This is a genomic window from Metabacillus litoralis, from assembly GCF_007994985.1.
Lineage (GTDB): Bacteria > Bacillota > Bacilli > Bacillales > Bacillaceae > Metabacillus > Metabacillus litoralis.
This window is the reverse complement of the sequence record NZ_VOQF01000002.1, coordinates 99887-123054: the sequence shown is the minus strand read 5'-3', so window position 1 is coordinate 123054 and position 23168 is coordinate 99887. Positions and strand designations below refer to the sequence as shown.

At 33.2% G+C, this 23168-nt stretch carries 22 protein-coding genes; 16 read left to right on the top strand and 6 right to left on the bottom strand.

Features of this window, described 5'->3' with window-relative positions; all coding sequences use genetic code 11:
* Positions 1 to 79: 79 nt before the first annotated feature.
* Both FS935_RS05020 and FS935_RS05015 read right to left on the bottom strand, forming a co-directional pair.
* Positions 80 to 595 carry an endolytic transglycosylase MltG gene (locus FS935_RS05020; RefSeq protein WP_146946453.1) on the bottom strand — a complete coding sequence of 172 codons (516 nt, stop codon included), beginning with the start codon at positions 593 to 595 and terminating at the stop codon, positions 80 to 82.
* Positions 592 to 954: a hypothetical protein gene (locus FS935_RS05015; RefSeq protein WP_146946452.1), complete on the bottom strand. Its 363-nt coding sequence runs from the start codon at positions 952 to 954 to the stop codon at positions 592 to 594. The genes FS935_RS05020 and FS935_RS05015 overlap by 4 nt, the downstream gene beginning before the upstream one ends.
* Positions 955 to 1131: 177 nt before the next feature.
* Between FS935_RS05015 and FS935_RS05010 the strand changes: the two genes are divergently transcribed.
* From FS935_RS05010 to FS935_RS04980, 8 genes are all read left to right on the top strand, one after another.
* Positions 1132 to 1602 carry a hypothetical protein gene (locus FS935_RS05010; protein WP_146946451.1) on the top strand — a complete coding sequence of 157 codons (471 nt, stop codon included), beginning with the start codon at positions 1132 to 1134 and terminating at the stop codon, positions 1600 to 1602.
* Complete coding sequence (locus FS935_RS05005) at positions 1595 to 2785, top strand: glycosyltransferase family 4 protein (protein WP_146946450.1); 1191 nt, start codon at positions 1595 to 1597, stop codon at positions 2783 to 2785. Before FS935_RS05010 ends, FS935_RS05005 begins: the two co-directional genes overlap by 8 nt.
* Positions 2786 to 2884: 99 nt before the next feature.
* Positions 2885 to 3034, top strand: coding sequence for a 50S ribosomal protein L33 (gene rpmG, locus FS935_RS05000; protein ID WP_146946449.1), 150 nt, complete (start codon positions 2885 to 2887; stop codon positions 3032 to 3034).
* 255 nt (positions 3035 to 3289) lie between these two features.
* Positions 3290 to 3859, top strand: a complete 570-nt coding sequence (locus tag FS935_RS04995) for a 5-formyltetrahydrofolate cyclo-ligase (RefSeq protein ID WP_146946448.1) — start codon at positions 3290 to 3292, stop codon at positions 3857 to 3859.
* Complete coding sequence (locus FS935_RS04990; protein ID WP_240050824.1) at positions 3852 to 4634, top strand: DUF92 domain-containing protein; 783 nt, start codon at positions 3852 to 3854, stop codon at positions 4632 to 4634. The genes FS935_RS04995 and FS935_RS04990 overlap by 8 nt, the downstream gene beginning before the upstream one ends.
* Positions 4635 to 4685: 51 nt before the next feature.
* Positions 4686 to 5624 (top strand): L-lactate dehydrogenase, encoded by a 939-nt coding sequence (locus FS935_RS04985; protein WP_146946446.1) that lies wholly within the window; start codon positions 4686 to 4688, stop codon positions 5622 to 5624.
* A gap of 42 nt (positions 5625 to 5666) precedes the next feature.
* Positions 5667 to 5834 (top strand): protein YqgO, encoded by a 168-nt coding sequence (yqgO, locus tag FS935_RS23365; protein WP_158638540.1) that lies wholly within the window; start codon positions 5667 to 5669, stop codon positions 5832 to 5834.
* 338 nt (positions 5835 to 6172) lie between these two features.
* Positions 6173 to 7702, top strand: a complete 1530-nt coding sequence (locus FS935_RS04980; protein WP_158638539.1) for a rhomboid family protein — start codon at positions 6173 to 6175, stop codon at positions 7700 to 7702.
* Here the strand turns inward: FS935_RS04980 and FS935_RS04975 are convergent.
* Positions 7692 to 8567, bottom strand: coding sequence for a hypothetical protein (locus FS935_RS04975; protein ID WP_146946444.1), 876 nt, complete (start codon positions 8565 to 8567; stop codon positions 7692 to 7694). The genes FS935_RS04980 and FS935_RS04975 overlap by 11 nt on opposite strands.
* A gap of 169 nt (positions 8568 to 8736) precedes the next feature.
* On the opposite strand from FS935_RS04975, the gene FS935_RS04970 reads away from it, so the two are divergent.
* Positions 8737 to 10200 (top strand): spore germination protein, encoded by a 1464-nt coding sequence (locus FS935_RS04970; protein WP_146946443.1) that lies wholly within the window; start codon positions 8737 to 8739, stop codon positions 10198 to 10200.
* Between the two features lie 2428 nt (positions 10201 to 12628).
* Here FS935_RS04970 and FS935_RS04960 read toward each other — a convergent pair.
* Positions 12629 to 14059 carry a carbon starvation CstA family protein gene (locus FS935_RS04960; RefSeq protein WP_146946442.1) on the bottom strand — a complete coding sequence of 477 codons (1431 nt, stop codon included), beginning with the start codon at positions 14057 to 14059 and terminating at the stop codon, positions 12629 to 12631.
* A gap of 334 nt (positions 14060 to 14393) precedes the next feature.
* On the opposite strand from FS935_RS04960, the gene FS935_RS04955 reads away from it, so the two are divergent.
* The 6 genes from FS935_RS04955 (at position 14394) to FS935_RS04930 (ending at position 21044) form a co-directional block, all read left to right on the top strand.
* Positions 14394 to 14588 (top strand): YqgQ family protein, encoded by a 195-nt coding sequence (locus FS935_RS04955; RefSeq protein WP_146946472.1) that lies wholly within the window; start codon positions 14394 to 14396, stop codon positions 14586 to 14588.
* Between the two features lie 89 nt (positions 14589 to 14677).
* Positions 14678 to 15637 (top strand): ROK family glucokinase, encoded by a 960-nt coding sequence (locus FS935_RS04950; protein WP_146946441.1) that lies wholly within the window; start codon positions 14678 to 14680, stop codon positions 15635 to 15637.
* A gap of 491 nt (positions 15638 to 16128) precedes the next feature.
* Positions 16129 to 18033 (top strand): LTA synthase family protein, encoded by a 1905-nt coding sequence (locus FS935_RS04945; protein ID WP_146946440.1) that lies wholly within the window; start codon positions 16129 to 16131, stop codon positions 18031 to 18033.
* 167 nt (positions 18034 to 18200) lie between these two features.
* On the top strand, positions 18201 to 19298 hold the full coding sequence (locus tag FS935_RS04940; RefSeq protein WP_146946439.1) for a M14 family metallopeptidase: 1098 nt from the start codon (positions 18201 to 18203) through the stop codon (positions 19296 to 19298).
* A gap of 282 nt (positions 19299 to 19580) precedes the next feature.
* Positions 19581 to 20699: a YqgU-like beta propeller domain-containing protein gene (locus FS935_RS04935; RefSeq protein ID WP_146946438.1), complete on the top strand. Its 1119-nt coding sequence runs from the start codon at positions 19581 to 19583 to the stop codon at positions 20697 to 20699.
* Between the two features lie 21 nt (positions 20700 to 20720).
* Entirely contained in the window at positions 20721 to 21044 is a 324-nt protein-coding gene (locus tag FS935_RS04930) for an MTH1187 family thiamine-binding protein (RefSeq protein ID WP_146946437.1), read from the top strand.
* A 128-nt stretch (positions 21045 to 21172) separates the two neighbouring features.
* On the opposite strand, the gene FS935_RS04925 is transcribed toward FS935_RS04930, so the two are convergent.
* Complete coding sequence (locus FS935_RS04925; protein ID WP_146946436.1) at positions 21173 to 21346, bottom strand: DUF2759 domain-containing protein; 174 nt, start codon at positions 21344 to 21346, stop codon at positions 21173 to 21175.
* Positions 21347 to 21698: 352 nt separating this feature from the next.
* Between FS935_RS04925 and FS935_RS04920 the strand changes: the two genes are divergently transcribed.
* On the top strand, positions 21699 to 22331 hold the full coding sequence (locus FS935_RS04920; protein ID WP_146946435.1) for an MBL fold metallo-hydrolase: 633 nt from the start codon (positions 21699 to 21701) through the stop codon (positions 22329 to 22331).
* A 222-nt stretch (positions 22332 to 22553) separates the two neighbouring features.
* Here FS935_RS04920 and FS935_RS04915 read toward each other — a convergent pair whose 3' ends face one another.
* Positions 22554 to 22802, bottom strand: a complete 249-nt coding sequence (locus FS935_RS04915) for a DUF2626 domain-containing protein (RefSeq protein ID WP_026558763.1) — start codon at positions 22800 to 22802, stop codon at positions 22554 to 22556.
* Between the last annotated feature and the right edge of the window lie 366 nt (positions 22803 to 23168).

Here is a 23168-nt window from a genome sequence, read left to right as displayed (position 1 = left end):
AAAGGTTCTGATCATCATTTGGATGATCAGAACCTTTTTAGTTTTTCCCTAGTTATGTTCCAAGCTCTTTATTCTCATTTTATCTTGTTATAACATCAGCCAATTGTGCGAAAGTCATACCTTTTTTCACTTCAAAAGTACCTAATTGCACTTTTGTATGATAATCATTGCTTATTAAAAATTTATCAAATTCCTTAGATGATTCAATAATTCCGTTTAACTCTAATGCATCAGATACTTCACTAGTAGTCATACCATCTTTAATAGCAACTTTATAGCTTACGACTTCTTCTTTCTTTTCTTCTACTTTCTTTGCTTCTTCTTTTGGAGCTTCTTCAGTTTTAGGTTGTTCAGCTACTTTTGTTTCTTCTTTTTGATCTGCTGCATTTTTTGATGCTAAAAATTCTTCATATTCGTCTGTATCAATAGCCATTTTATTATTATTTGTTAGGTATGTTTTAATATCAGCCTCAGTTACTTCCTTCTCTACCTTTGCTGCTGCCTGTTCTTTATCAGATAAAAGGTATGTTCCTCCAAGTACAGAGGTAGAAAGTATCATACCAGCTGCAAATGTGCGAAATCCTGTTTTACTCATGTTAAAACCCTCTCATTTTGTTCAACAATTAGGCGTATTTCTTCAACAGAAGAAGCCTCTGATAATGCAATTGCTTCTAAGGACATTCCTTGACGATATTTTGCTAATACTCGGGATGTATTCGATTTATTTTCTTGTTCTTCATAGGAGTTTGTTTGCTCTTTTAATGGAACATCGTTTTGTAGAAGTTCTTCTTCGACGATTCTCATTTTCTTTTTTAGCTTGTATATTTCTTGCATGGCAGATAACTGTAAATGATCAAGCTCTTGCTCAAGTTCCTTTACATTATCTCTTTGAAAATAAGATATACCGATAAGCGCGATGCTTATAATTAATAAAATAATGATCATAATTGTCATTTTTTTTCACCTTCTAAAGTATATTTCCCTCTACATTTATAACATAAATTCACTTTATAAAGAAGCAATAATTTAAGAAAATGTAGTTTTTTGACGAATTTCCTTTTAAAATTTAGCCACTGCATAATTTTTTGCCGTGTTAAGATAAAAAGAAGCATGATGGAAGAGGTTGGTCGTATGAATAATAAACAAACAAATAAAGTAGGCTCATATATATTTCGTAATAAACATTCAGTTTATGTGGATACACTATCTCTTATTTCTTATACAAATTATTTAGTGTTATCTTGGAGCATTGTGCCATCTACTAAAGTTCTGTTAGAAAACATTCTTAAAGAAGATTTTAATGATCTGCTTGTTAAAGTAGCTGTTTATTGTAAAAATGATAGGCAAAATAGTAGTATTGATTTTGGTGTAAATAAAGATGCAGATGCTATCCGCTTATTCAATCTTCCAGAAGGGTTATATTATTGTGAATTGATTGCTATTAATTCTCAAAATGTGAGCATTACTGTTAAGTGTTCTAATGAAGTAAAGCGATCGTTAATCCAACTAAATGAAGATGCTCCAAACTATCAATGGGTAGAGGTTAAAGAGAGGGATCGTTCTTGGCAATCATATATTTCAGGGTACACAATTTATGAATAAGCAGCTTAATGATGTTCCTCTTTTTACAGTATTGCTATTATCAACAGAATATGGAGAAAATATGATAGGAGGGTTAGGGAGGCATGTTACGGATTTAGTCGAAGCCGGTACAAACTTTCATTTAATCTATATAGTTGTTACACTTTCAACTACCGATCAGGAAACATACAGTTTTGAAAATGGAATTCATATTTACAGGCTGTTACCTTGGCAAAAGAACCCATCAAATTTTTTAGAATATATAAAGAATATTAACTTTCGTTTTTCGCAATTTGTTCTTCAAGAACTTCAATATTCATTTGACCTCATTCATGTACATGACTGGCTAACTGGAATAGCTGGATGTGCACTAAGTAATCATACAGTCATGCCACTAATTACCACCATACATTCTACTGAAAAAGAACGTAAGCTAGGCGACTTCAATTTACTTATTGAAGAGATTACTTCATATGAAAATGAACTAATAAATAAGTCTGACCAAATAATTGTCTGTAGTGAGTATATGAAAAAGTTACTGAAATCTAAATATGATGTATCATCGGAAAAAATTGAGATGATCTCAAATGGACTAATCCCTGAAAAATATCCATTAACAGATAATTCAACTCCATTACTATCAACTCCATATTTATTGGCGATGGGGAGGTTAGTAACAGAAAAAGGATTTCAACTTTTATTAGAAGCTTTTTCATTAATTTATAAAGAGTTTCCCGAATTTAATGTAGTTATTGCAGGAGCTGGACCTGCTGAAATGTCATTAAAACAACAAGTTTCTGTTTTAGAATTAGAAGGAAGGGTATTTTTTCCAGGCTACTTACATGAACGTGAAAGGAATGTGTATCTTAAATTTTGTGATATGTTAATTATACCAAGCCTGTATGAGCCATTTGGGATTGTTGCATTAGAGGCTATGATATACTCAAAACCAATTGTTTCATTCGATGTAGGGGGGCTAGCGGACGTCTTAGCACCTAATAGAGGAATAATAGTTAAAAGTACAAATGCCGAGAAGCTTGCTGAACAATTACGATATTATTTAAATAACCCAGATAAAGCTAATGAAATTGCCGTAAAAGGACATCAAACCATAACCTCCCAGTATCAATGGAATACCCTTATTTTAGAAATTATAAATGTCTATAAAAAAACAGTAAGCTCCTACAGAAATAGTGAAAAATAAAAATATAATAAAATAGATGTGGAATTTGTCGGATTAAAATGATATTATATTAAAGTCTGATTTGTTTTATAGTTTTTTTATGTTTGGAGGGAAAGAAACATGCGTGTGAATATTACATTAGCTTGCACAGATTGTGGCGAACGTAACTATATTTCTAAAAAGAATAAACGTAACAACCCAGATCGTCTTGAGCTTAAAAAATATTGTTCAAGAGATAAAAAAATGACTGTACACCGTGAAACAAAGTAAGCAGTAGGATATTTATTCCTACTGTTTTTTTTTTTTTTTTTTTTTTTGCGGAATTTAATTTAAAAAAATTTACATATTGGATCCATTGTCTGTCTTCCCCAAGGAGGGGTGTGACTCTCCTATTTACTATATCAATTCTTTATTTTTTACAATTATCTTCATAGTTAAGGCTATGTTTTAGATATTCTTCATAAAAATGAAATGATTCATCTTATTAATCCTTATATAATTAGGTATAAAAGGAGGTTTTAATTATTGAAAGGAAAACAGGAATTACGTACATACATAAAAAAGATACTCTCGGATATGAGTGAAGATACTTATAAGAAATTATCGGAAGAGATAAGTGATAGGTTGTTATCCTCTATAAGTTGGAAACAAGCAAATACAATCGCTCTGACAATTTCTAGAGGAAGAGAAGTAGATACTAATATAATCATTTTACAAGCATGGAAAGAAAACAAAACGGTAGTTATTCCAAAATGCGATCCTCAAACAAAAGAAATGGAGTTTCGAAGGATAATGTCATTTGATCAATTGGAAAAGGTTTATTTTGGACTACTAGAGCCGAAAATAGCGGAGACAAATGCTGTTAATGCTAAAGAAATCGATTTAGTTATAGTGCCAGGTATTTGTTTTGATACATCGGGCTATCGTATAGGATATGGTGGAGGCTTTTATGATCGTTTTTTAATGAATTTTAAGAAAGAAACAATATCGTTGGCCTTTTCCTGTCAAATTGTCGATAATATACCAAAAGAAGCTCATGATCTACCTGTAGATAAAATTATTATGGAATGTGGAGTTATAACGTGTGATGCTTAATCTCATTATTGCAGCTTCTTTTATCGTTCTTATATCATTGTCTTCGTGGAGGTCAAAGTCACTAACATTAAGTGGAGCTATTGGGGCCATGTTTGTTGGCATTTTCATTTATAGTGGATTTTCATGGCAAGGCCTTGTTCTTCTCGGATGTTTCTTTGGTAGTTCCAGCTATGTTAGTAAATATAAAGCTAAATTAAAAACAAATGTAATGTATATTATTGAAAAAGGTGATCAACGTGATATTGTGCAAGTTATAGCAAATGGAGGTATTCCTGCTAGCCTTGGTCTACTTACTTTACTCTTACCCAGCTTTGAGGATGTTTTTCTCATTGGTTTTTGTGTATCACTAGCAGCAGCTACTTCAGACACATGGGCTTCAGAGATCGGCACATTGAGTAAGAAAGATCCTAGGATGTTATTTACTTTAAAAACAGTTCCACGGGGAACGTCAGGAGCTGTATCAAGTTTAGGAACATCTGCAGGCTTATTAGGAGCGATGTTTATTAGTGCAGTATCGATTTTACTTTTTTCTTTATCACCATACTTCTTCCTTTATATTATTTTTATGGGGTTTTTAGGGAATATATTTGATACAATACTTGGTCAAACAATTCAAATCAAATATTGTTGTTCAGCTTGTCAAAAAATTACGGAAAAACAGGTTCATTGTCGCGTGAAAGGGGAAAAATTACATAGATATAGTTTTCTAACGAATGATTCTGTTAACATATCTTCAATCATTCTTGCTACTTTATTATCGATTTTATTTTTTTAAATTTGATTAACCATACAAATTTAACATTAGCTTTAGAAAGGTTGAGATGAAATGGCTGTGCATGTTAATCGTGTTGCACTTATTGGTACAGGTTTTGTAGGATCCAGTTATGCGTTTGCTTTATTGAACCAAGGAGTAACAGAGGAACTAGTTTTAATTGACCTTAATAAAGAGAAGTCTGAGGGAGATGCGATGGACCTAAATCATGGTTTAGCCTTCGCTCCAACTCGAACGAAGATATGGTATGGAGAATATGAAGATTGTAAGAATGCTGATGTTGTCGTTTTGTGTGCAGGTGCAAATCAAAAGCCTGGCGAAACAAGATTAGATTTAGTGGCGAAGAACCTAAAAATCTTCAAATCAATAGTAGATCGTGTGATGGTATCAGGTTTTGATGGGATATTTATCGTAGCTACAAATCCTGTTGATATTTTATCTTATGCTGTTTGGAAATATTCTGGCTTACATCATAGTCGAGTAATCGGTTCAGGTACTATTTTAGATACAGCTAGATTTCGTTATTTGTTAGGAGAGCATTTTGGAGTTGATACACGTAATGTCCATGCTTATATTATTGGTGAACATGGTGACACCGAATTACCAGTATGGAGTCATGCAGATATTGGAGGCAGTCCGATTTTAGATTCTGTTGCAAGTGATAAGGACAAATTAGAAGAGATTTTTGTTAATGTCAGAGATGCCGCTTATCAAATTATTAATCGTAAAGGTGCAACTTATTATGGAATCGCAATGGGCTTAGTACGACTTACAAAAGCGATACTGCATAACGAGAGCTCTATTTTAACCGTTTCTTGCTACCTTAATGGCGAGTATGATCAACGTGATGTGTTTATTGGAGTACCAGCTGTTGTTGGTAGTGATGGAATTAAAAAAGTGGTTGAACTTAAATTAAATGAAATGGAAAATCAGCAATTTGCTCATTCAGCAAATGTATTAAAAGAAACAATGAAGCCTTTTTTTAAAGGATAAAAAACCACTTACCTACTAAAACTATTAGTAGGAGGGATGAAAATGAGACGATTAATCATGCTCGCAGCAGGTTCTTTTGCTTTGTACAGATATCGTTACCGAATTGTCAATTATGTTCTTGGTCAACCAGAGCTACGTAAATATTTTATCCAATTATCAATGAGGGTTCCGTTTATAAGAGATAAATTTGTGAACAGAGCATTTCATTAATTCCATGTTGAAAGTTCTAAAAGCTGACAATAATCTGTCAGCTTTTTTCATTAGTACGTTCTTAATCGGTAATCGTTTATGGAAATACATTGGTTGGTATTTTTAGGTAAACACTTTCATAAAGCTTTTTTCTTCCTTTTTATTTTCTCTAATTGATATAATAAATAAAGGTTCTTTTCTGAAAGGTTATTGTATGCTTTAACAATTGTTTTATCGAATTAAAGGATCTATTCAAATAAGAAAAGATGTCAATAGACTGTATTCAGTGCTGCTTTCAAGGTACTATATTCAACAAACTTACGAAAACAGCTTAAATAAAAATGAGTCGGAGCGATTATATGGTTAATGAACAGGATTATTTTTATTGGTCGTTAATAGAGCAGCTTGTCATAGATCAAAAATTCACCATTTTAGGTTTGTCACAAGATGGTAATGAAATTTTATTAGAACCAGTTCGGAATAAACAATATTCAATTGTACGACTAAGAAGAATGGATGTTGATTGGGGAAACTCACTTTCCATTGATATTGAAAAAGCAGGGTTGAATTTTCAAAGTCTTTTAAAACAAGGTATTAGAGGGCCCCTTCATATTTTGAACATATATGTGTCTACATTGCCTCCGGTTGATGATTATCCCGAAGCATTTACTAAAGGGCATACTATTGGTAAAAAAGGTGCTATCACGATTAGTTCTTTTTTAGTAATAAAAGAAGAAGACACAAAAAAGAAACTAGAAGAAATATTAAATGTTTCTCTAAAAAATCCACAAGAACAGAACGAAACATCTGAATTAGAAGATGTTCAGGAAATAAGAAATAGAGTTGTTTCACATCATAATGAGCTTCGAGAGGAAGAAAGGAAACTTTTCCAAAATGGTAAGCCCTTTTTTACATACATTTTTCTCATCCTACAAATTTTCATGTTTTTACTTCTCGAATTTTCTGGTGGAAGTGAAAACACCGAAACTTTGATTCAATTTGGTGCTAAATTTAACCCATATATATATGAAGGGGAGTGGTGGAGATTTGTTACTCCGATCGTCTTACATATTGGATTTTTTCACTTGTTGATGAATAGCTTTGCTTTATATTATATTGGACCAGCAGTCGAAAGAGCTTATGGATCTGGAAGGTTTTTGATTATATACATCCTGGCCGGAATCTCAGGATCTATTGCAAGCTTTGCGTTTAGTCCGTTTGTCTCAGCTGGAGCTTCTGGTGCTATTTTTGGATGTTTCGGTGCTTTATTATATATTGGAATTCATAATAGAAAAGCTTTTTTAAGAACGATGGGCTCAAATCTGTTTATCATCATTGGTATTAACTTGGCTCTAGGCTTTGTTATTCCTAATATCGATAATGCAGGTCATATTGGCGGATTAATCGGTGGCTTTTTAGCAGCTCTCATCGTCCAAATTCCACAAAAAAAACAGCGATTACTAAGTATCGCTGGAGTAATTGTCACATTAGGGTTGTTATATGGATTGTACCAATTTGGAATGAGTGAAACTGAAAGCCAATCACCGCAATATACTTTAATGAGAGCTCAAGAGTTTATAGAAGCGCAGGATTATGAAAGTGCATATACCTATTTATCAAACGCTAATAAAGAAGTGAATAATTCACCTAACATCTTATTTCAACTATCTGTTGTAGAGATAGAGCTGGGCAAGTACGATGAAGCGATAAAACATTTAGAGCAAATTACAAAAATCGATGATACGTTTCATGAAGCACACTATAACCTTGCAGTACTTTATGCGCAAGGAGGGAATTTAGATTTAGCTCTGCAAAAGGTAAATAAGGCTCTTCAGTATGATTCAACAAATGAGCAATACAACCAACTGAAGCAGCAACTTACTCAGTAAACTGGATTCTTTGAATAAACTTAAATGGTTTCCCATCTTCTGTTTGTGTTAGAACGATAATATGAGATGAATTTTTTGCAATGAGAACTAGTGGCATTGTGCTACCTTTTGCCGGGTACACTTTGCCTTCTTTTGTTTTTAAGCCTAAAAAATAATGCTTATATAAACCTTCCCAAAGATTTCCTATTACTTCTTGTGTTTTTGCCTCTGAAAGGCCTGTTAGTGGGTCTGTATTATAATGGATTAAGTCAACTAATGGAATAGCTTCATACTCATTACGATCAATTTTATAGTGATCAAGTAATTGATTCCAGCTATATTCTAAATGCTGTTCAGTTACTTTATCTAATATACTTTTCCACTCCTCTTCTTCGGTCGTTTGCGGTTTTTTAAAAGAAAATAGTTCAGTGAATTCAGAGTCAATCACATATAAATGATCACTTGTCATTAATTGTGTACTTCGTATTAAATCATTATCAATATGAATTTCTCCATAATGTAAACTGATTGATTCAAAATGACTGCTATCCTCGCCTGAAACTTTCGTAAATTGAGCTAGCTTTTGACTTTGATCTTCCCATTCTGATAATGTGTGGATTAATTTTCCATCTGAAAACAATAGTGAGATGTCTTGTCTTAAAAATATTTCCTTATTTGTGTAGGATTGTACATCCCATTCCACAATATATTCATCATCATCTTTATTTCCAACAAGTTCTAATGAAGTGACTGCTTTTTCAAATGTAACAGATTCATCTATCGGAAAGAAGATAATACTTTCCCTTGCTGTATTCCCATGGTAAAAATAAAAAATTCCTGATGTTAAAAAGGCTAAAATTACGATAAACACCCATTTTTTTTTCATTAATTATCAACTCCGGGATAGGACAGGTTGCTAAAGTTTATGATGTGAATTTTGTTTTTATGAACAGAAGGTACAAATAGAAAATGAATATAAAAAAATATACAGGTATGTTTTACCAAAAATACGTCAATGATGAATACCAAATCGTTATGCGAAATGGAGCAATCTTATGGCGGAAAAGAACGAAAAAAAACTGGTCACAAAAAATTTCCAGGAAAATATTACGTACTTAAATGAACGTTTAGGTGTCAAAAAAAGCTTTGATGTTATTCAATTAGATGTTGAATATGCAAAACGGGATATGGCACTGTTTATGGTAGATGGATTTGTTAAAGATGATATCCTACACTATTTAATGAAATATTTATCAGAGCTAACTCCTGAGCAATTAGAAGAAAATACGTTAGAAAAATTGCTCAAAACATATATTCCATATGTTGAAATTGAAAAAACAAATGACTTAAATGTTGTTGTACAAACTGTTTTAGCAGGTCCAACTGCCCTTGTTATAGATGGTATTGATGAAATCATCTTAATAGATGCTCGTACATATCCCGTTAGAGGACCTCAGGAGCCTGATATGGAGCGTGTTGTCCGTGGCTCTAGGGATGGTTATGTTGAAACAATTGTATTCAATACAGCTCTAACAAGAAGAAGAATTCGAGACAGATCTTTACGAATGGAATATCTTCAAGTTGGCCGACGCTCAAAAACAGATGTTGTTGTATGTTATTTAGAGGATATTGCTGATTTATCACATGTGGCAGATTTGAAAAAATCACTTGAAGCAATCGATACCGATGGACTTCCAATGGGTGAGAAAACGGTAGAGGAATTTATATCTGGTCAGCATTATAACCCTTATCCAACTGTACGGTACACAGAAAGACCTGATACAGCTGCAGCTCATTTATATGAAGGTCATGTAATTGTTTTTGTTGACGGTTCACCAAGTGCGTTAATAACACCAACAACTTTTTGGCATCACCTACAGCATGCAGAAGAATATCGTAATAAGCCAATTGTAGGTGCTTATTTACGATTCGTGAGGTTTATTGCTGTGTGGGCTTCTCTATTTCTACTACCTTTGTGGTTTTTATTAGCTCAAAATCCCGAACTTTTACCACAAGGACTTGAGTTTATTGGTATTGAGGATCATGGACATATTCCTTTAATCATTCAGTTTTTACTTATTGAACTTGGAATAGATGTCCTGAGGATGGCTGCCATTCATACACCTTCTTCCTTAGCAACAGCATTAGGCTTAGTTGCAGCACTAATGGTTGGACAAGTAGCGGTAGAAGTTGGTTTATTAACAAATGAAGTCATTTTATACTTAGCGATAGCGGCAATTGGAACATTTGCAACACCAAGTTATGAATTAGGTCTTGCTAATCGAATTTACCGTATTGTTTTATTGCTTTTTACAGCATGGTTAGGTGTAATTGGATTTGTTGTCGGAATTACAGGATGGATCATAATGCTAGCAAGAATGAAATCATTCAATGTTCCTTATCTATATCCGTTTATTCCTTTCAACTTCAGGGGTATGCGCGACGTATTGTTCAGAGCACCGATGCCTTTAAAAAATCGCCGCCCAACATTTTTACACCCACAAGATCCAGATCGTTAACTAATAGGAAGACTAGGTCATTAATTAAAATTAATGGCATAGTCTTTTTTTAACTACACAAAATTAACTAAAAAAAAGATTACTAACAAGTGTTGTGGAAGGTTGATTTGCACTCCAGGTTGCTCGCTTTCCGCGGGGCGGGCGGTGAGCCTCCTCAGCGCACAGCGCCTCCGGGGTCTCACCTGTCCCGCTGCACCCGCAGGAGTCTCGCACCTTCCGTTCCAATCAACCTAAGTAGTTTTGGTGTGAAAAGTAGTGAAAATAAGAAATGCTTTTCTGCAAAATTAGTTGTATCTAAAAAGTAAAGTAGAAAGGTAGCATGTAATAGTCTTAGTACTAACTTTACTTCAAAAAATAATGAAATTTTTTTGATAAGAATTTAAGCCTCTAAATAATTAAGTCGTTTTTAGAATGGTTTCAGAAGAGAGTTTAAATAATAGATTTACATAAGTTTCTTATAAAGATGACATCTAAAATGACCTTATTTTAACAACAAAAATTGCACCATACACATCTAAGCGAGATGCAGCCATGGAAATGATAGAAGAGCGGTGTAACCAGACTTCTATGCGTCTATTTTACTTAATAAACATGGTTGCACTTTTAAAAAATGAAGCGAATGAAGTCATTGACCAACAGGACGAAGAGAAAAAATTGAATTATAATACAAGGTTAATACAAATATCATCATAGGGAAGCTAAAAGATTCCATGATTCTTCTATTACTAGAAAAAAGGTACGATGTTCGGAGAGCGATGTTTCATTCCATGATGAATGAAATAATAAAAAATAAGACACCTATTCGGCCAGGAGAATTCATCCTGGCAACAGGAAGCCTAAATCCAATAAGTTTGCACTAAGCCAGAAAAGGGCCTATAAAAAAGCTCTCTTTATCAATATACTTATTCAATTGACAGTAGTAAATATAAAAATTTAGGGGCTTGAAAAAATGTAAAAAATGTGAAACTCAAGTCCCAGGCTTCCTATTGCCTTTTTTAGAGACTAGATCTAAAACAAGCGTAAAATCATTTGTAAACTACCAAAGTTAAGATACAGATGTGTATTATTGGTTTCTTAGCTTGATGACATTGGACTCAAGGCTCATCGAACTATGGATATAAGAGCTATTATGTCCAGATTAAAACGGTCTCTCATAGGATACTAAAATTATTATTGCATCACTGACAATTTACAAACAGTGGGGAATTTTCTTGACTGTGTTAAACGGTTATTGTTCAAGTGGAGGAACCGAAGAAGTCAGAGAAGATCATTCAGTTGGAATAAATTTAAACTTTTTTTAGGAAGTATCTTTTACCAAGACCTTAAGTAAAAGTGAACGTATACTACCTGAAGAAAGATATTAACTATATTCTGTGAATGATGATAGGGAAAGTCGTGTGCGGTAGTAACGCTCGCACGGTTCTGTGAGGAGTGAAGAATACGTGCTATCTTGTAGAAATGTGTTCCCGCATACTCGACCAGGAGTTAAGGGACTTCCGCTCCTATCCACTATTGGTATAAATGGTTCTGAGTACACTTAGACGAATATTTTTGGCATTCGTTCAATGCATCAAAATTAGCACTAATATTTCTTATCGATAATTTAGGGTTTGGCTTTATACAAAAGTACCTCATTTCTCAACCTAAGGTAAAATTACCACGTCGTTCCTAAAATACCGTTTTATACGAACAGGTTTATTGCAATTTACTTGTTCTTAAAGAAATCTAAGGAGTATTATACTTTGATTGATTATACCAATGTAAAGGCATTGCGAATGAGAAAAATTCGAGAATATAATAGTTAGTAAAGTAGCACTATGTAAAATCTAGCTTTTTTCTACAAAATAATACTCTTTTAGGTTATTGAAACACAGTTGTTACTCTGTATTATTATATTTAACATGTAAGTTATTTCTTGTCTTTTAGAAACAAAGATTTGAAAGTTTTTTACAACGGTTAGGATTGGTTTTTTTCATTTTATTTAAAACTAATTAGGTTGATTTGAACGGAAGGTGCGAGACTCCTGCGGGTGCAGCGGTACAGGTGAGACCCCACAGGCGTTCACGCCGAGGAGGCTCACCGACCGCCCCGCGGAAAGCGAGCAACCTGGAGTGCAAATCAACCCTCGCTACACTTATTATTTTGAATCTATTAACTTTTAATATTAATGCAAAAAACCAGAGTAACTCATATAATATGATGTTCTCTGGTTTTTTGTTTAATTGTTTTCACTATGATTGTTCTTATAATGTAATAGAGCTGAAGACACTGACTCCCACGGGTGCTGGGGAAAGGTCTAGACCCCATAGACAGAGCCGAGGAAAGGCTAGACTTCCTCCCCGCGGAAAGCAGTGTCTGGAGCGAAATGGAACGAACTAATTACTACCTAACAATTTATAAGAATGGAAAACAGTCTATTACTTTAATGTTAAGCCACATTATCTAGCGGAATGTTTGTATTTTTATTTCTTTTAAGCTGATAAATAAACCATGCTAGTACAGAAACAAAAATGATTGATCCGCAAATCATCGATGTTCCATATGACAAATGAAATCCTTCAGGAGCATAGAAAATATATGAACCTGTTACTGCTGTCATAAATAATGCAGGTATACTACAAATCCAATGAAACTTCTTATTTTGCAACAAGAACATAGCGGCTGTCCAAAGCATCACAGTAGCAACAACCTGGTTTGTCCAACCAACATAACGCCACAAGAAAGAATAGTCCATTTGCGTTAAAAGATATGTTGGAATGACAACAGGAACTGTCATTAAGATTGTTTTCATTTTCGTATCAAATTTTCCGAATTTACTCAATAACTCAACCAAAATCATTCTTGATGACCTTAATGCAGTATCACCAGTAGTTATTGGAAGGATAATAACACCTAGAATAGCGAGAATACCACCAAATTGACCCAAAGTCGTTTTACTTATTTCATTTACAACCCCAGCTGCGCCTCCATTTGCTAAAGCACCTTGTAACCCATCAGGGCCACCAAAGAATGTCATACCTGCTGCTGCCCAAATTAGAGCAATTATTCCTTCAGCTACCATTGCACCAAAGAATACTTTTCTGCCATCACTTTCTTTCTTTAATGTTCTTGCTAAAATTGGGCTTTGAGTACTATGAAAACCTGAAATGGCTCCACAGGAAATAGTAACCATCAATAAAGGCCAAATCGGAACTTCTCCAGGATGAAGATTTTCCAATGTTATATTTGGAATAGAGTGATCCATAAAGAATAAAGCAAAACCAATGGAAACAGCCATGATAATTAGTACTAAACCAAATATTGGGTATATTTTTCCAATAAGTTTATTTATAGGAAGAATAGCAGCTAAAACAAAGTAAACAAATATTAAGAGTAATGAAGCGGAATAGCTTAATGGTGTTAACTGTTCAACTAGCTGAGCAGGTCCTGCTGTAAATGCAGCGGCTACTAGTATCATTAAAATAAGTGAAATAACATTAATAACAGACTTTACGTATTTTCCTAAATATCGACCAACAAGTGTAGGAAATTGCTCCCCACCGTGTCTAACTGAAAGCATTCCTGAAAAATAATCATGAACTGCACCTGCAAATAAACAACCAAGAACAATCCATATAAAGGCAACAGGTCCATATAAAGCACCTAAAATTGCCCCGAAAATAGGTCCTAAACCTGCAATATTCAATAATTGGATTAAAGAAGCTTTAATCCAGCCCATCGGTGTATAATCTAAACCATCAGATTTTGAGTATGCAGGGGTGATTCGTTTGTCGTCAATTCCGAATATCCGCTCTACAACTTTTGAATAAAGAAAATAACCTACTATTAATGCTAGTACTGATAAAATAAATGATACCATTTGATGATCCTCCTAATAATTCCTAATAAGTATTCCTATTTTAAACTTGGTAGGAAGGAAAAATCAATATATTTTTTAGAAAAAATAAATTATTCTGACAAATATGATATTTTTATTCCTATTTTACTTTAAAGCCCTTATTTTACATGATTGGCACTTTTTAAAATTCTATATTGAAATATTGTATATTAGATACTGAAATACTGATTCTTAAGTTAATTGACTAAAATTTAAACGTTTTCTTGACGCAATTTTCATTTTCTTTATACTTTATAGTAGAGTAGAGGTATGAAAGTTGTTTGAAGTAATTGATAAAGGGCAAGTAGGTGATCACATGAAGTCAATTTATGATGTACAGCAGCTATTAAAGAAATATGGGACGATCATTTACATAGGAGATAGAATTGCCGATTTAGAGTTAATGGAAGAAGAAGTAAGACAGCTATATGAGTCAAATATCATAGAACCAAAAGACTTTCAAATGGCAATACTTCTTTTAAGACAAGAAGTCCAAAAGCTAAAGAGCTAATATTCCTTACCATATTTTAAAAGATATTTACGTACAAAATGAAAACGATTTCCTGAAGGTATATATAATAGTAGAAAAAGGTGATATTAATGAATGAAAAATGGTTAGTAGGTATTGATTTAGGTGGAACAACAATTAAGATGGCTTTTATTAATTATTATGGAGAGATTATTGAGAAGTGGGAAATTCCTACTGATAAGACTGGTAAGCATATTACCACAGATATTGCAAAAGCAATTGATTCAAAGCTTGAAGAGCTAGGATTAGAAAAATCTAAGCTTTCAGGAATTGGCATGGGAGCTCCTGGTCCTGTTGATTTAGAGAATGGGCTTATCTATGAAACGCCAAATCTTGGATGGGTAAACTATCCACTACGTGATCATCTTGAACTAGAAACAGGCTTACCTGCTGTTGTTGATAATGATGCAAATATAGCAGCGCTTGGTGAGATGTGGAAGGGTGCAGGCGACGGAGCGAAAGATATTATTTGTGTTACCCTTGGTACAGGTGTTGGAGGTGGACTTATATCAAATGGAGATGTAATCCACGGAGTGAATGGCGCAGGTGGTGAAATTGGCCACATTACGGTTGTCCCTGAAGGTGGAGCACTATGTGGATGTGGAAAAACAGGCTGTATTGAAACAATAGCATCTGCAACTGGTATTGTTAGAATTGCCAAGGAGAAACTCGAATTAACTGACACTGATAGTATCCTTAAAGAATTTGCCGATTTATCCTCTAAGGATGTTTTTGATGCAGCTAATCAGGGGGATTACCTTGCAGAAGAAGTAATTGACTATGTAACATTCCAATTAGGATTAATGCTTGCAAATGTCTCTAATGGACTTAACCCAGAAAAAATTGTTATCGGTGGTGGGGTCTCTAAAGCAGGTGACAAACTTATTTCTAAAGTTGAAAAACATTTTAAACGATTTGCGTTCCCAAGAGTGGGAGCTGCAGCAACAATTACAATTGCTACTCTTGGAAATGATGCTGGTGTCATCGGTGGAGCATGGTTAGCTAAAACGAAGTTAATGAATAATCAATAATGAATAATGAATGAACAATAATAAGAAGGAGCATTCTACTACATTGAATGCTCCTTTTTCATTTTTATTAAATAAACTGAAAATTTTTACTTTAGAACAATATGAAACTTTTTATTGTTTCATACGTCTAATAATAGGGAAGAAAGAATAAGCTTAACATTATAATTCTACCAGGCTATTGTAAGGAGAATATTAAAAATGATTGATTTTTTGTAAAAGAAGTATTAAGATATGATTTAGTTGTGCAAACACCAACCTAATAAATGGAAATTTTTAGAGCTAGGCTTTTTTCGTAAACTTTGTTGCTTTTCAACTGAAGTAAACAGCACTGTATAAAGCATTGAGGCATTTTGTCTTCTTAGATTAGTAGCTATTATGCTATAAACCCAATGTTCTTACATCATATTTAGAGCAATTGGTAACAATTCTACAGAAAAGAACCAAAGATAAAAGGAAAGCGTATTTGTCCCAAGGGATGAGGAGGTAAAATCATGCGTAAGAAATCTTTTTCGAAAATATCGTTTTTACTTATAGCAACATTACTACTATGGCTAAAAACATATATAGTCTATAAAACTAGTTTTGATATAAAAATTGAAAATTTCACACAAGAATTTATTTTATTCATAAACCCATTGAGCTTTTTATTACTGATTTTTGGTATTGGGCTTTTTATGAAGGAAAAAAATCGAAACCGTTATATATTTGGAGCTAGTATTTTTGTTACAGTTCTTTTAATATCTAACATGGTATTTTATCGCTTTTTTAATGACTTCTTAACAATTCCTGTTTTATTTCAGACAAGCAATATGGGGGATTTAGGAAGCAGTATCACAAGTTTATTTTTACCGACTGATTTGTTAATGTTTGTTGACTTAGGAATTTTATATTGGTTGCTTAAAAAACCAACCTTCCGTTCGTCTTCATTATTAACGAGAAAAGAGAAATCTGCTTATTTCTTATTAGTAGCTGCTGTATTTTTCTTTAATTTAGGATTAGCAGAAACAGAGCGTCCACAATTATTAACTCGCTCTTTTGATCGAGAGATGTTAGTTAAGAATATTAGTGTTTATAACTTTCATATTTACGATGCATTTTTACAATCGAAAACATCCGCACAACGTGCATTAGCTGATAGTGATAACTTAACTGAGATTGAAAACTATGTTAATGCTAACCGTAAGGATTCAGAGGAAGATCTTAAGGGTATTGCAGAGGGACGTAATGTTATTTTAGTATCGCTTGAATCATTACAAAGCTTTGTAATTAACGAAAAATTAAATGGTGAAGAAATCACACCATATCTAAATGATTTAATAAATGAAAGTTATTATTTCGATAATTTCTACCACCAAACTGGTCAAGGTAAGACATCTGATTCAGAATTTATCGTCGATAACTCTCTATATCCACTAGGACGTGGAGCAGTATTTTTTACAAATAGTAATAATGAATATCATTCAACACCAGAATTGTTAAAAGATCATGGATACTATAGTACAGTTTTCCATGCGAACAACAAAAGCTTCTGGAATCGTGATTTAATGTACAAAACATTTGGATATGACCGCTTTTTTGATGTGAATGACTATAATGTAACAGAAGAAAATTCAATTGGATGGGGTTTAAAAGATATAGATTTCTTTGAACAGTCAGTTCAACATATGGATGATTTACCACAGCCATTTTACACGAGGCTGATCACTTTAACAAACCATTTCCCATTTGAATTAGCAGAAGAAGATCGTTTCATTGATGAATTTGATTCGAATAGCAAAACTTTAAACCAATACATTCCAACAGTTCGATATATGGATGAAGGAGTTAAACGTTTTATAGAATCATTGAAAGAAACAGATGTATATGAAAATTCAATCATTATTTTATACGGTGATCATTATGGTATTTCAGAAAATCATAATGTAGCAATGGGGAAATTTTTAGGAAAAGAAGTTACACCATTTGAAGTTGTTCAACTACAACGTGTACCATTTATTGTGCATATTCCAGGTGTAACAGATCAAGATCCACAAACAATCTCTAAAGTTTCAGGTCAAATTGATATCCGTCCAACGATTATGAGTTTACTTGGAATTGATACAAGTGAACAAATTCAATTTGGTACAGATGTATTTTCTGATGATAAACTTTCATTTACAGTACTGAGAGATGGAAGCTTCATTACAGAAAACAATGTGTATACAAGAGGAATTTGTTATGATAAACAAACAGGTCAACCTGCAGATCAAGCTATTTGTGATCCTTATATGGAAAAAGCAAAGCAAGAGTTAAATTACTCAGATGAGATCATTTACGGTGACTTGTTACGTTTTTATGAAAAAAATGCTGAAGTTGAAACAGAAGCAACCGAGAAAGCTGAAAATACAAATAATTAGCAATTAAGGCTGACTAAGTAAGAACCTTCCGCAATCAGTGAGGGATTTCTTACTAGTCAGCCTTTTTTTATTTGACAAATCTGCAGTAGAAATTCAATATAAAAATAACAACAATCTAACAATCTCTTCATAAGCTAATAGTAAATAGGCTAATGGGGGTTAAATGGATGTATGTTCGCGTGAAGAGTGCAATCTCTATAAAAGAACTCGCAAATCAAGTTAAGCTTAATGAACAGCTTCTTGTAGATTGTAATCCAGATATACGAAATAATGATTTTATAAAAGAAGATACAACTATTTGTTTACCAGATGCTTGTATAGATTACATTCCAAATAGTTTGTATATAGAATATGATGACAGCCAGGAAAAATCACAGGCTATCTTGACTAAAAAGCCTTATGATTCTGTTGAATTAGAACGTGATATTGAGAAATTGACATTAATGTATCCTTTTATTAATAAAAACGTGATTGGATATAGTGTTTTGAATAAACCTATTTATGAATTAACATTTGGTCATGGCAAAAAGAAGATTCATATGAATGGAGCTTTTCATGCTAATGAATGGATCACAACAAGTGTAATTATGCATTGGCTACAGGATTATTTGAAGGCTATAGTGGATGGAAAGCATTTAGGAGGTCATTCGTGTTTAGAGCTTTATCATGACACAACATTATCAGTTGTGCCAATGGTGAACCCAGACGGAGTGGATCTTGTCTTAAATGGTCTTCCTGATACTATTGAGTATGAGCCAGCACTTTTACAAATGAATGACTTAAGCATTGATTTTTCCCAGTGGAAGGCAAATATTAGAGGAATCGATTTAAATAATCAGTACCCTGCAAAGTGGGAGATTGAAAAAGCACGTAAACGTCCAAAAGCACCAGCTCCTAGAGATTATCCAGGTGATGCACCATTAACTGAACCTGAGGCAGTTGCTCTTGCTGAGCTTGTTAAAAACAATCAGTTTGACCGAGTGTTAGCTTTTCATACACAAGGAGAAGAAATTTATTGGGGTTATCTCAGAAAAGAACCAGAAGAAGCTGAGACTATCGTAAAAGAATTTGTAAAGCATAGCGGATACAAAGCAGTGCGAGATATTGACAGTCATGCAGGATTCCGCGATTGGTTTGTAAATGATTGGAGAAAAGCAGGATATACGATAGAATTAGGTATGGGTGAAAATCCACTACCTTTTGATCAATTTGATGATATCTATCGTAAAAGCAAAGGTATTTTTCTAGCAGCATTATATATGTAATCGTACTTTAGGGACTTTGGTAATGTTTACCTTAGTCCCTTTATGAGGCATAGTATTTTTATAAAGTTATTTTATGACCGGTTAAGCCTGGTTTCAAAAAGAGAATGTGGAAAGCACATGAATGCCTATAACGGAAAACAACAAAGTAAGAAAGCCTATTAATTAATTTAATAAAAATCTCAAAATCTTGGAACATTATAGTGGTTGAATCGTATGATTAGTATGATTTAATTCTCCTAATGATAATAATGGTAAGAAAGAAAAGGGGTGAAATTGTCGTTGATGAGATTAACTAAATGTATTTTCTTATTTTTGTTAGTCATATTACTTGGAACAGGCTGTATTCCATCTCATCAACAAGAACATAATAAAGAGCTATCATCTATGAGGGAGCTTCTGAACGATAAAAAAGAGGTTACACCTCAATTTTTTGGAGAAGAAGTGGTAACACCGTTACAAATAAATGAGGCCTTATTTCATTCTGTTGCTGATTGGAAAGATAACAACACAATTTTATATATTTTAAATAACGCACATGGCTCAGAGGTTCATACATACAACATACATACAGGAGAAACATCTCTATTTTATAAATCTGAATTTCCTATTTTGCAGGTTGAGGCAAATGAAGATCATGATATGTTTTTAATCCATACAAGTCCATCAAATTACGAAGCTGAATTAGTGATTGTGAATGAAAAAGCTGATTTATTGTATACAACAAGAATTGAATCCTTTGAACTAAATTATATATGGAATCACCACAAAGGTGATCAGCTTTTTATATCGAGCTTTAAAGAAGATTGGACTTATGATACATATGTTTTGAATGTTACTAATCAAAAAATGACTAAAAATCAAATTCACCAACCTTTTATACAATGGTTAGATGAAAAGCATGTTTCTTATTTAAAATGGGATCAAGAAATGCCTTCACTAACTGCTCCTCTGTTTGTTTATAATATTGAAAATCAATCAGAGTCTTTAATTGCTGAGCATGTTGTTGCTAACACAAATTTCACTGACTTTTTATTAACTATTGAATTAGTGGATGCTAATGGTGATGCAGCAGTTCGCTTTTACAATAATGAAAATAAAGAACAACTCATGGAAATGCCTACACGACTAGTATCACTTTACTCTGATTGGTCTGTTCCATACATTGATATGGATCTGAATAAAGACATTTTGTATATGTTAGAAGTAAATGAAGCAAAAACTGAGTTTTCATTGGTGAGTTTCTCCACAAAAACAGAAGAAAAAAATGTTTTAATACAATCAATTGAAAATTTGCCGATTAAACTCTCTCCAAGTGGGGAATATGCATTGTATGGAGGCAGATTTGAAAAAATTATTAATTTAAATAAAGTAAGTATCGAGGAACTAATCACGTTTAATTAGATATAGAGAGGGATGAGTTAATTGGCAATAGTAGATATAACAGTGATTCCATTAGGAACAAGTACCCCAAGTGTAAGTGAGTATGTTGTAGATATCCAACATATTCTTAAGAATTATGAAATAGAAGGCAAGATCAAATATCAGCTTACTCCTATGAATACGATTATTGAAGGAGAGTTACATACTTTATTAGAAGTAATACAAAACATTCATGAAGCTCCATTTAACAAGGGAGTGCAAAGAGTAGCAACAAATATAAGAATTGACGATCGACGTGATAAGAAATCAACAATGGAAGGCAAGCTTGAAAGTGTTCATAAACAAATTCAAGATGAAGATAGATAGTAGAAACGAGAAACCCCCCTCTTAGCATTTTTTATTAGGAGGGGGTTTTTAGCGATTTTGAAAAAATAAATGAAGGCCCTTACCATTAGAACTGGTAAAGGCCTTCTGTTTCTATTTCTAAATTGAATTTAGTGTGCAGTTGGAAAGCCATGATGGATGACAGTCATTACTGCAAACCATCCGAAAACAACGAACGTACCGAATGCGAAAAAAGCACCAAGAAGATTTTTGTCTTTTAGTGAACGAATAAATCCAAAAATCCCAAGAATGGTTACAAGTGCAAAAATAACTACTAAGCCCATTATAAAAGCCCCCTTACTCTATGTAGATCATTTTTCATTGTATCAATTAATAAGGTATACAAGATACAAAACAAGTCCTTCTAATATTTTAATCGGTTTCATTGTGTTTGTCGAGTTATTTTCTACTTAAGGTGTATTCAACGAGAAGTAATTCACTTTTCCATTTACTTTATGTCATTGTAAAGCTTAACTATTTAAGGCTATTATTATAAATAATGAAAAATTAACAGTTTTATTATGATTGCTGTTCATTATTATCATACCCAATTTTCAGAACTTGTAAAAAATATCGTTATGAATGACAATAGTGTAATATAGAAAAAATATTTATAAACGAAGGGAGTCATATAAAATGGCATGGAGACAATTACCTTTAGGTCCACTACAAACAAATTGCTATATATTTTCAAACAGTAACAAAGAGTGTTTAATCATTGATCCTGGTGGAGATGCAAACAAATTAATAGGGATTTTACAGCAACAGCATCTAAAGCCATTGGCGGTATTGTTAACACACGCACATTTTGATCATATAGGTGCAGTGGATGAAGTTCGTAATAAATGGAGTATTCCTGTTTATGTACATAGCAAAGAAAAGAATTGGCTTATAGATCCATCATTAAATGGTTCACAATTCTTTATGGCTGGTTCTATAAAAGTGTCAGAACCAGATGAATTAATAAAAAGTGAAGGATTGCTGACGATTGGAGATTTCTCATTACAAGTGTTTGAAACTCCTGGCCATTCACCTGGAAGTGTTTCGTACTACTCTGCTGAAGAAGGGATTGTTTTCTCAGGAGATGCCTTATTTGCAGGAAGCATTGGCAGAACAGATCTTCCTGGAGGAAATCATGATCAGTTAATAAAAAGTATTCATGATAAGTTATTAACTCTTCCTGAGGAAACGATCGTGCTCTCAGGACATGGTCATGAAACAAGTGTTGAACAAGAAATGGAAAGCAATCCTTTTTTGAATGGATTTTAAGAAAAGGCTCTTTTCTGAAAGATGTTGCTATGTAACCAAAATATGCGTAGAAACAGTATTTTTTCGCATATAAGGATACCATTGTATGAAGAAAAGATGCCACTAGACTTACTAATATGCTGTTCTCTAGATATTTAATAGCAACAAAGTTTGCGATAACAGCCTAAGAAGAACATAAAAAACAGGCTACCCCTTTGATGGGGTAGCCTGTTTTTTGTGGAATTAATGTCCCATGTTTTGTCCTGGAATCATCATGAATGTCGTCCAATACGTAAATCCGACGAAGAAAATTGTTAAGTAAGCACCAAAAATATAGATGTACATGCGCTCGGATAGTTTTAAGTAAGATAAGAAGACAAAAAATCCAGTTTGTCCGAAAAATAGTAAGGAAGTAGTCTTCATATCACCAAGATAAAACATAACAGCGAAGATTCCTGTCCAGAACCCTAATACTCGGAACATACGATCCATATGTATCCCTCCTTTGTTGACTTTGCCTCAAGCTCTTTTTGTTATCATGAACAATCAAGCTATAAAGTTGTAATAAAACTAAAAAATAAATCCATAATGATAGCTTTCGACAAAAGGTAATTTGACATACAAGTCATCACTCTAATTATTATAATGTACCCCTTACATAATTGTAAATAGCGTTTACACACTAGTCGATACAATCTAAAAAAAGATCAATTGAAATGTAAACAAAATGTTCAAAATATAATAAAGTAAAATAGTGTACATAAGTTATACAAGTAGTGTACAATAAGTTATACGAGAAAGCGGTGCAATCATAGAGGCTGTTTTTATAAACTTCGATTCTTAAAGTTACATTAGGAA

What these genes read in the sequence shown, in the direction of transcription:
- FS935_RS05020 (WP_146946453.1), bottom strand. Translation starts at nt 595, where the DNA reads ATGAGTAAAACAGGATTTCGCACATTTGCAGCTGGTATGATACTTTCT.
- FS935_RS05015 (WP_146946452.1), bottom strand. Translation starts at nt 954, where the DNA reads ATGACAATTATGATCATTATTTTATTAATTATAAGCATCGCGCTTATC.
- FS935_RS05010 (WP_146946451.1), top strand. Translation starts at nt 1,132, where the DNA reads ATGAATAATAAACAAACAAATAAAGTAGGCTCATATATATTTCGTAAT.
- FS935_RS05005 (WP_146946450.1), top strand. Translation starts at nt 1,595, where the DNA reads ATGAATAAGCAGCTTAATGATGTTCCTCTTTTTACAGTATTGCTATTA.
- rpmG (WP_146946449.1), top strand. Translation starts at nt 2,885, where the DNA reads ATGCGTGTGAATATTACATTAGCTTGCACAGATTGTGGCGAACGTAAC.
- FS935_RS04990 (WP_240050824.1), top strand. Translation starts at nt 3,852, where the DNA reads ATGCTTAATCTCATTATTGCAGCTTCTTTTATCGTTCTTATATCATTG.
- FS935_RS04985 (WP_146946446.1), top strand. Translation starts at nt 4,686, where the DNA reads ATGGCTGTGCATGTTAATCGTGTTGCACTTATTGGTACAGGTTTTGTA.
- yqgO (WP_158638540.1), top strand. Translation starts at nt 5,667, where the DNA reads ATGAGACGATTAATCATGCTCGCAGCAGGTTCTTTTGCTTTGTACAGA.
- FS935_RS04980 (WP_158638539.1), top strand. Translation starts at nt 6,173, where the DNA reads ATGGTTAATGAACAGGATTATTTTTATTGGTCGTTAATAGAGCAGCTT.
- FS935_RS04975 (WP_146946444.1), bottom strand. Translation starts at nt 8,567, where the DNA reads ATGAAAAAAAAATGGGTGTTTATCGTAATTTTAGCCTTTTTAACATCA.
- FS935_RS04970 (WP_146946443.1), top strand. Translation starts at nt 8,737, where the DNA reads ATGGCGGAAAAGAACGAAAAAAAACTGGTCACAAAAAATTTCCAGGAA.
- FS935_RS04960 (WP_146946442.1), bottom strand. Translation starts at nt 14,059, where the DNA reads ATGGTATCATTTATTTTATCAGTACTAGCATTAATAGTAGGTTATTTT.
- FS935_RS04955 (WP_146946472.1), top strand. Translation starts at nt 14,394, where the DNA reads ATGAAGTCAATTTATGATGTACAGCAGCTATTAAAGAAATATGGGACG.
- FS935_RS04950 (WP_146946441.1), top strand. Translation starts at nt 14,678, where the DNA reads ATGAATGAAAAATGGTTAGTAGGTATTGATTTAGGTGGAACAACAATT.
- FS935_RS04945 (WP_146946440.1), top strand. Translation starts at nt 16,129, where the DNA reads ATGCGTAAGAAATCTTTTTCGAAAATATCGTTTTTACTTATAGCAACA.
- FS935_RS04940 (WP_146946439.1), top strand. Translation starts at nt 18,201, where the DNA reads ATGTATGTTCGCGTGAAGAGTGCAATCTCTATAAAAGAACTCGCAAAT.
- FS935_RS04935 (WP_146946438.1), top strand. Translation starts at nt 19,581, where the DNA reads ATGAGATTAACTAAATGTATTTTCTTATTTTTGTTAGTCATATTACTT.
- FS935_RS04925 (WP_146946436.1), bottom strand. Translation starts at nt 21,346, where the DNA reads ATGGGCTTAGTAGTTATTTTTGCACTTGTAACCATTCTTGGGATTTTT.
- FS935_RS04920 (WP_146946435.1), top strand. Translation starts at nt 21,699, where the DNA reads ATGGCATGGAGACAATTACCTTTAGGTCCACTACAAACAAATTGCTAT.
- FS935_RS04915 (WP_026558763.1), bottom strand. Translation starts at nt 22,802, where the DNA reads ATGGATCGTATGTTCCGAGTATTAGGGTTCTGGACAGGAATCTTCGCT.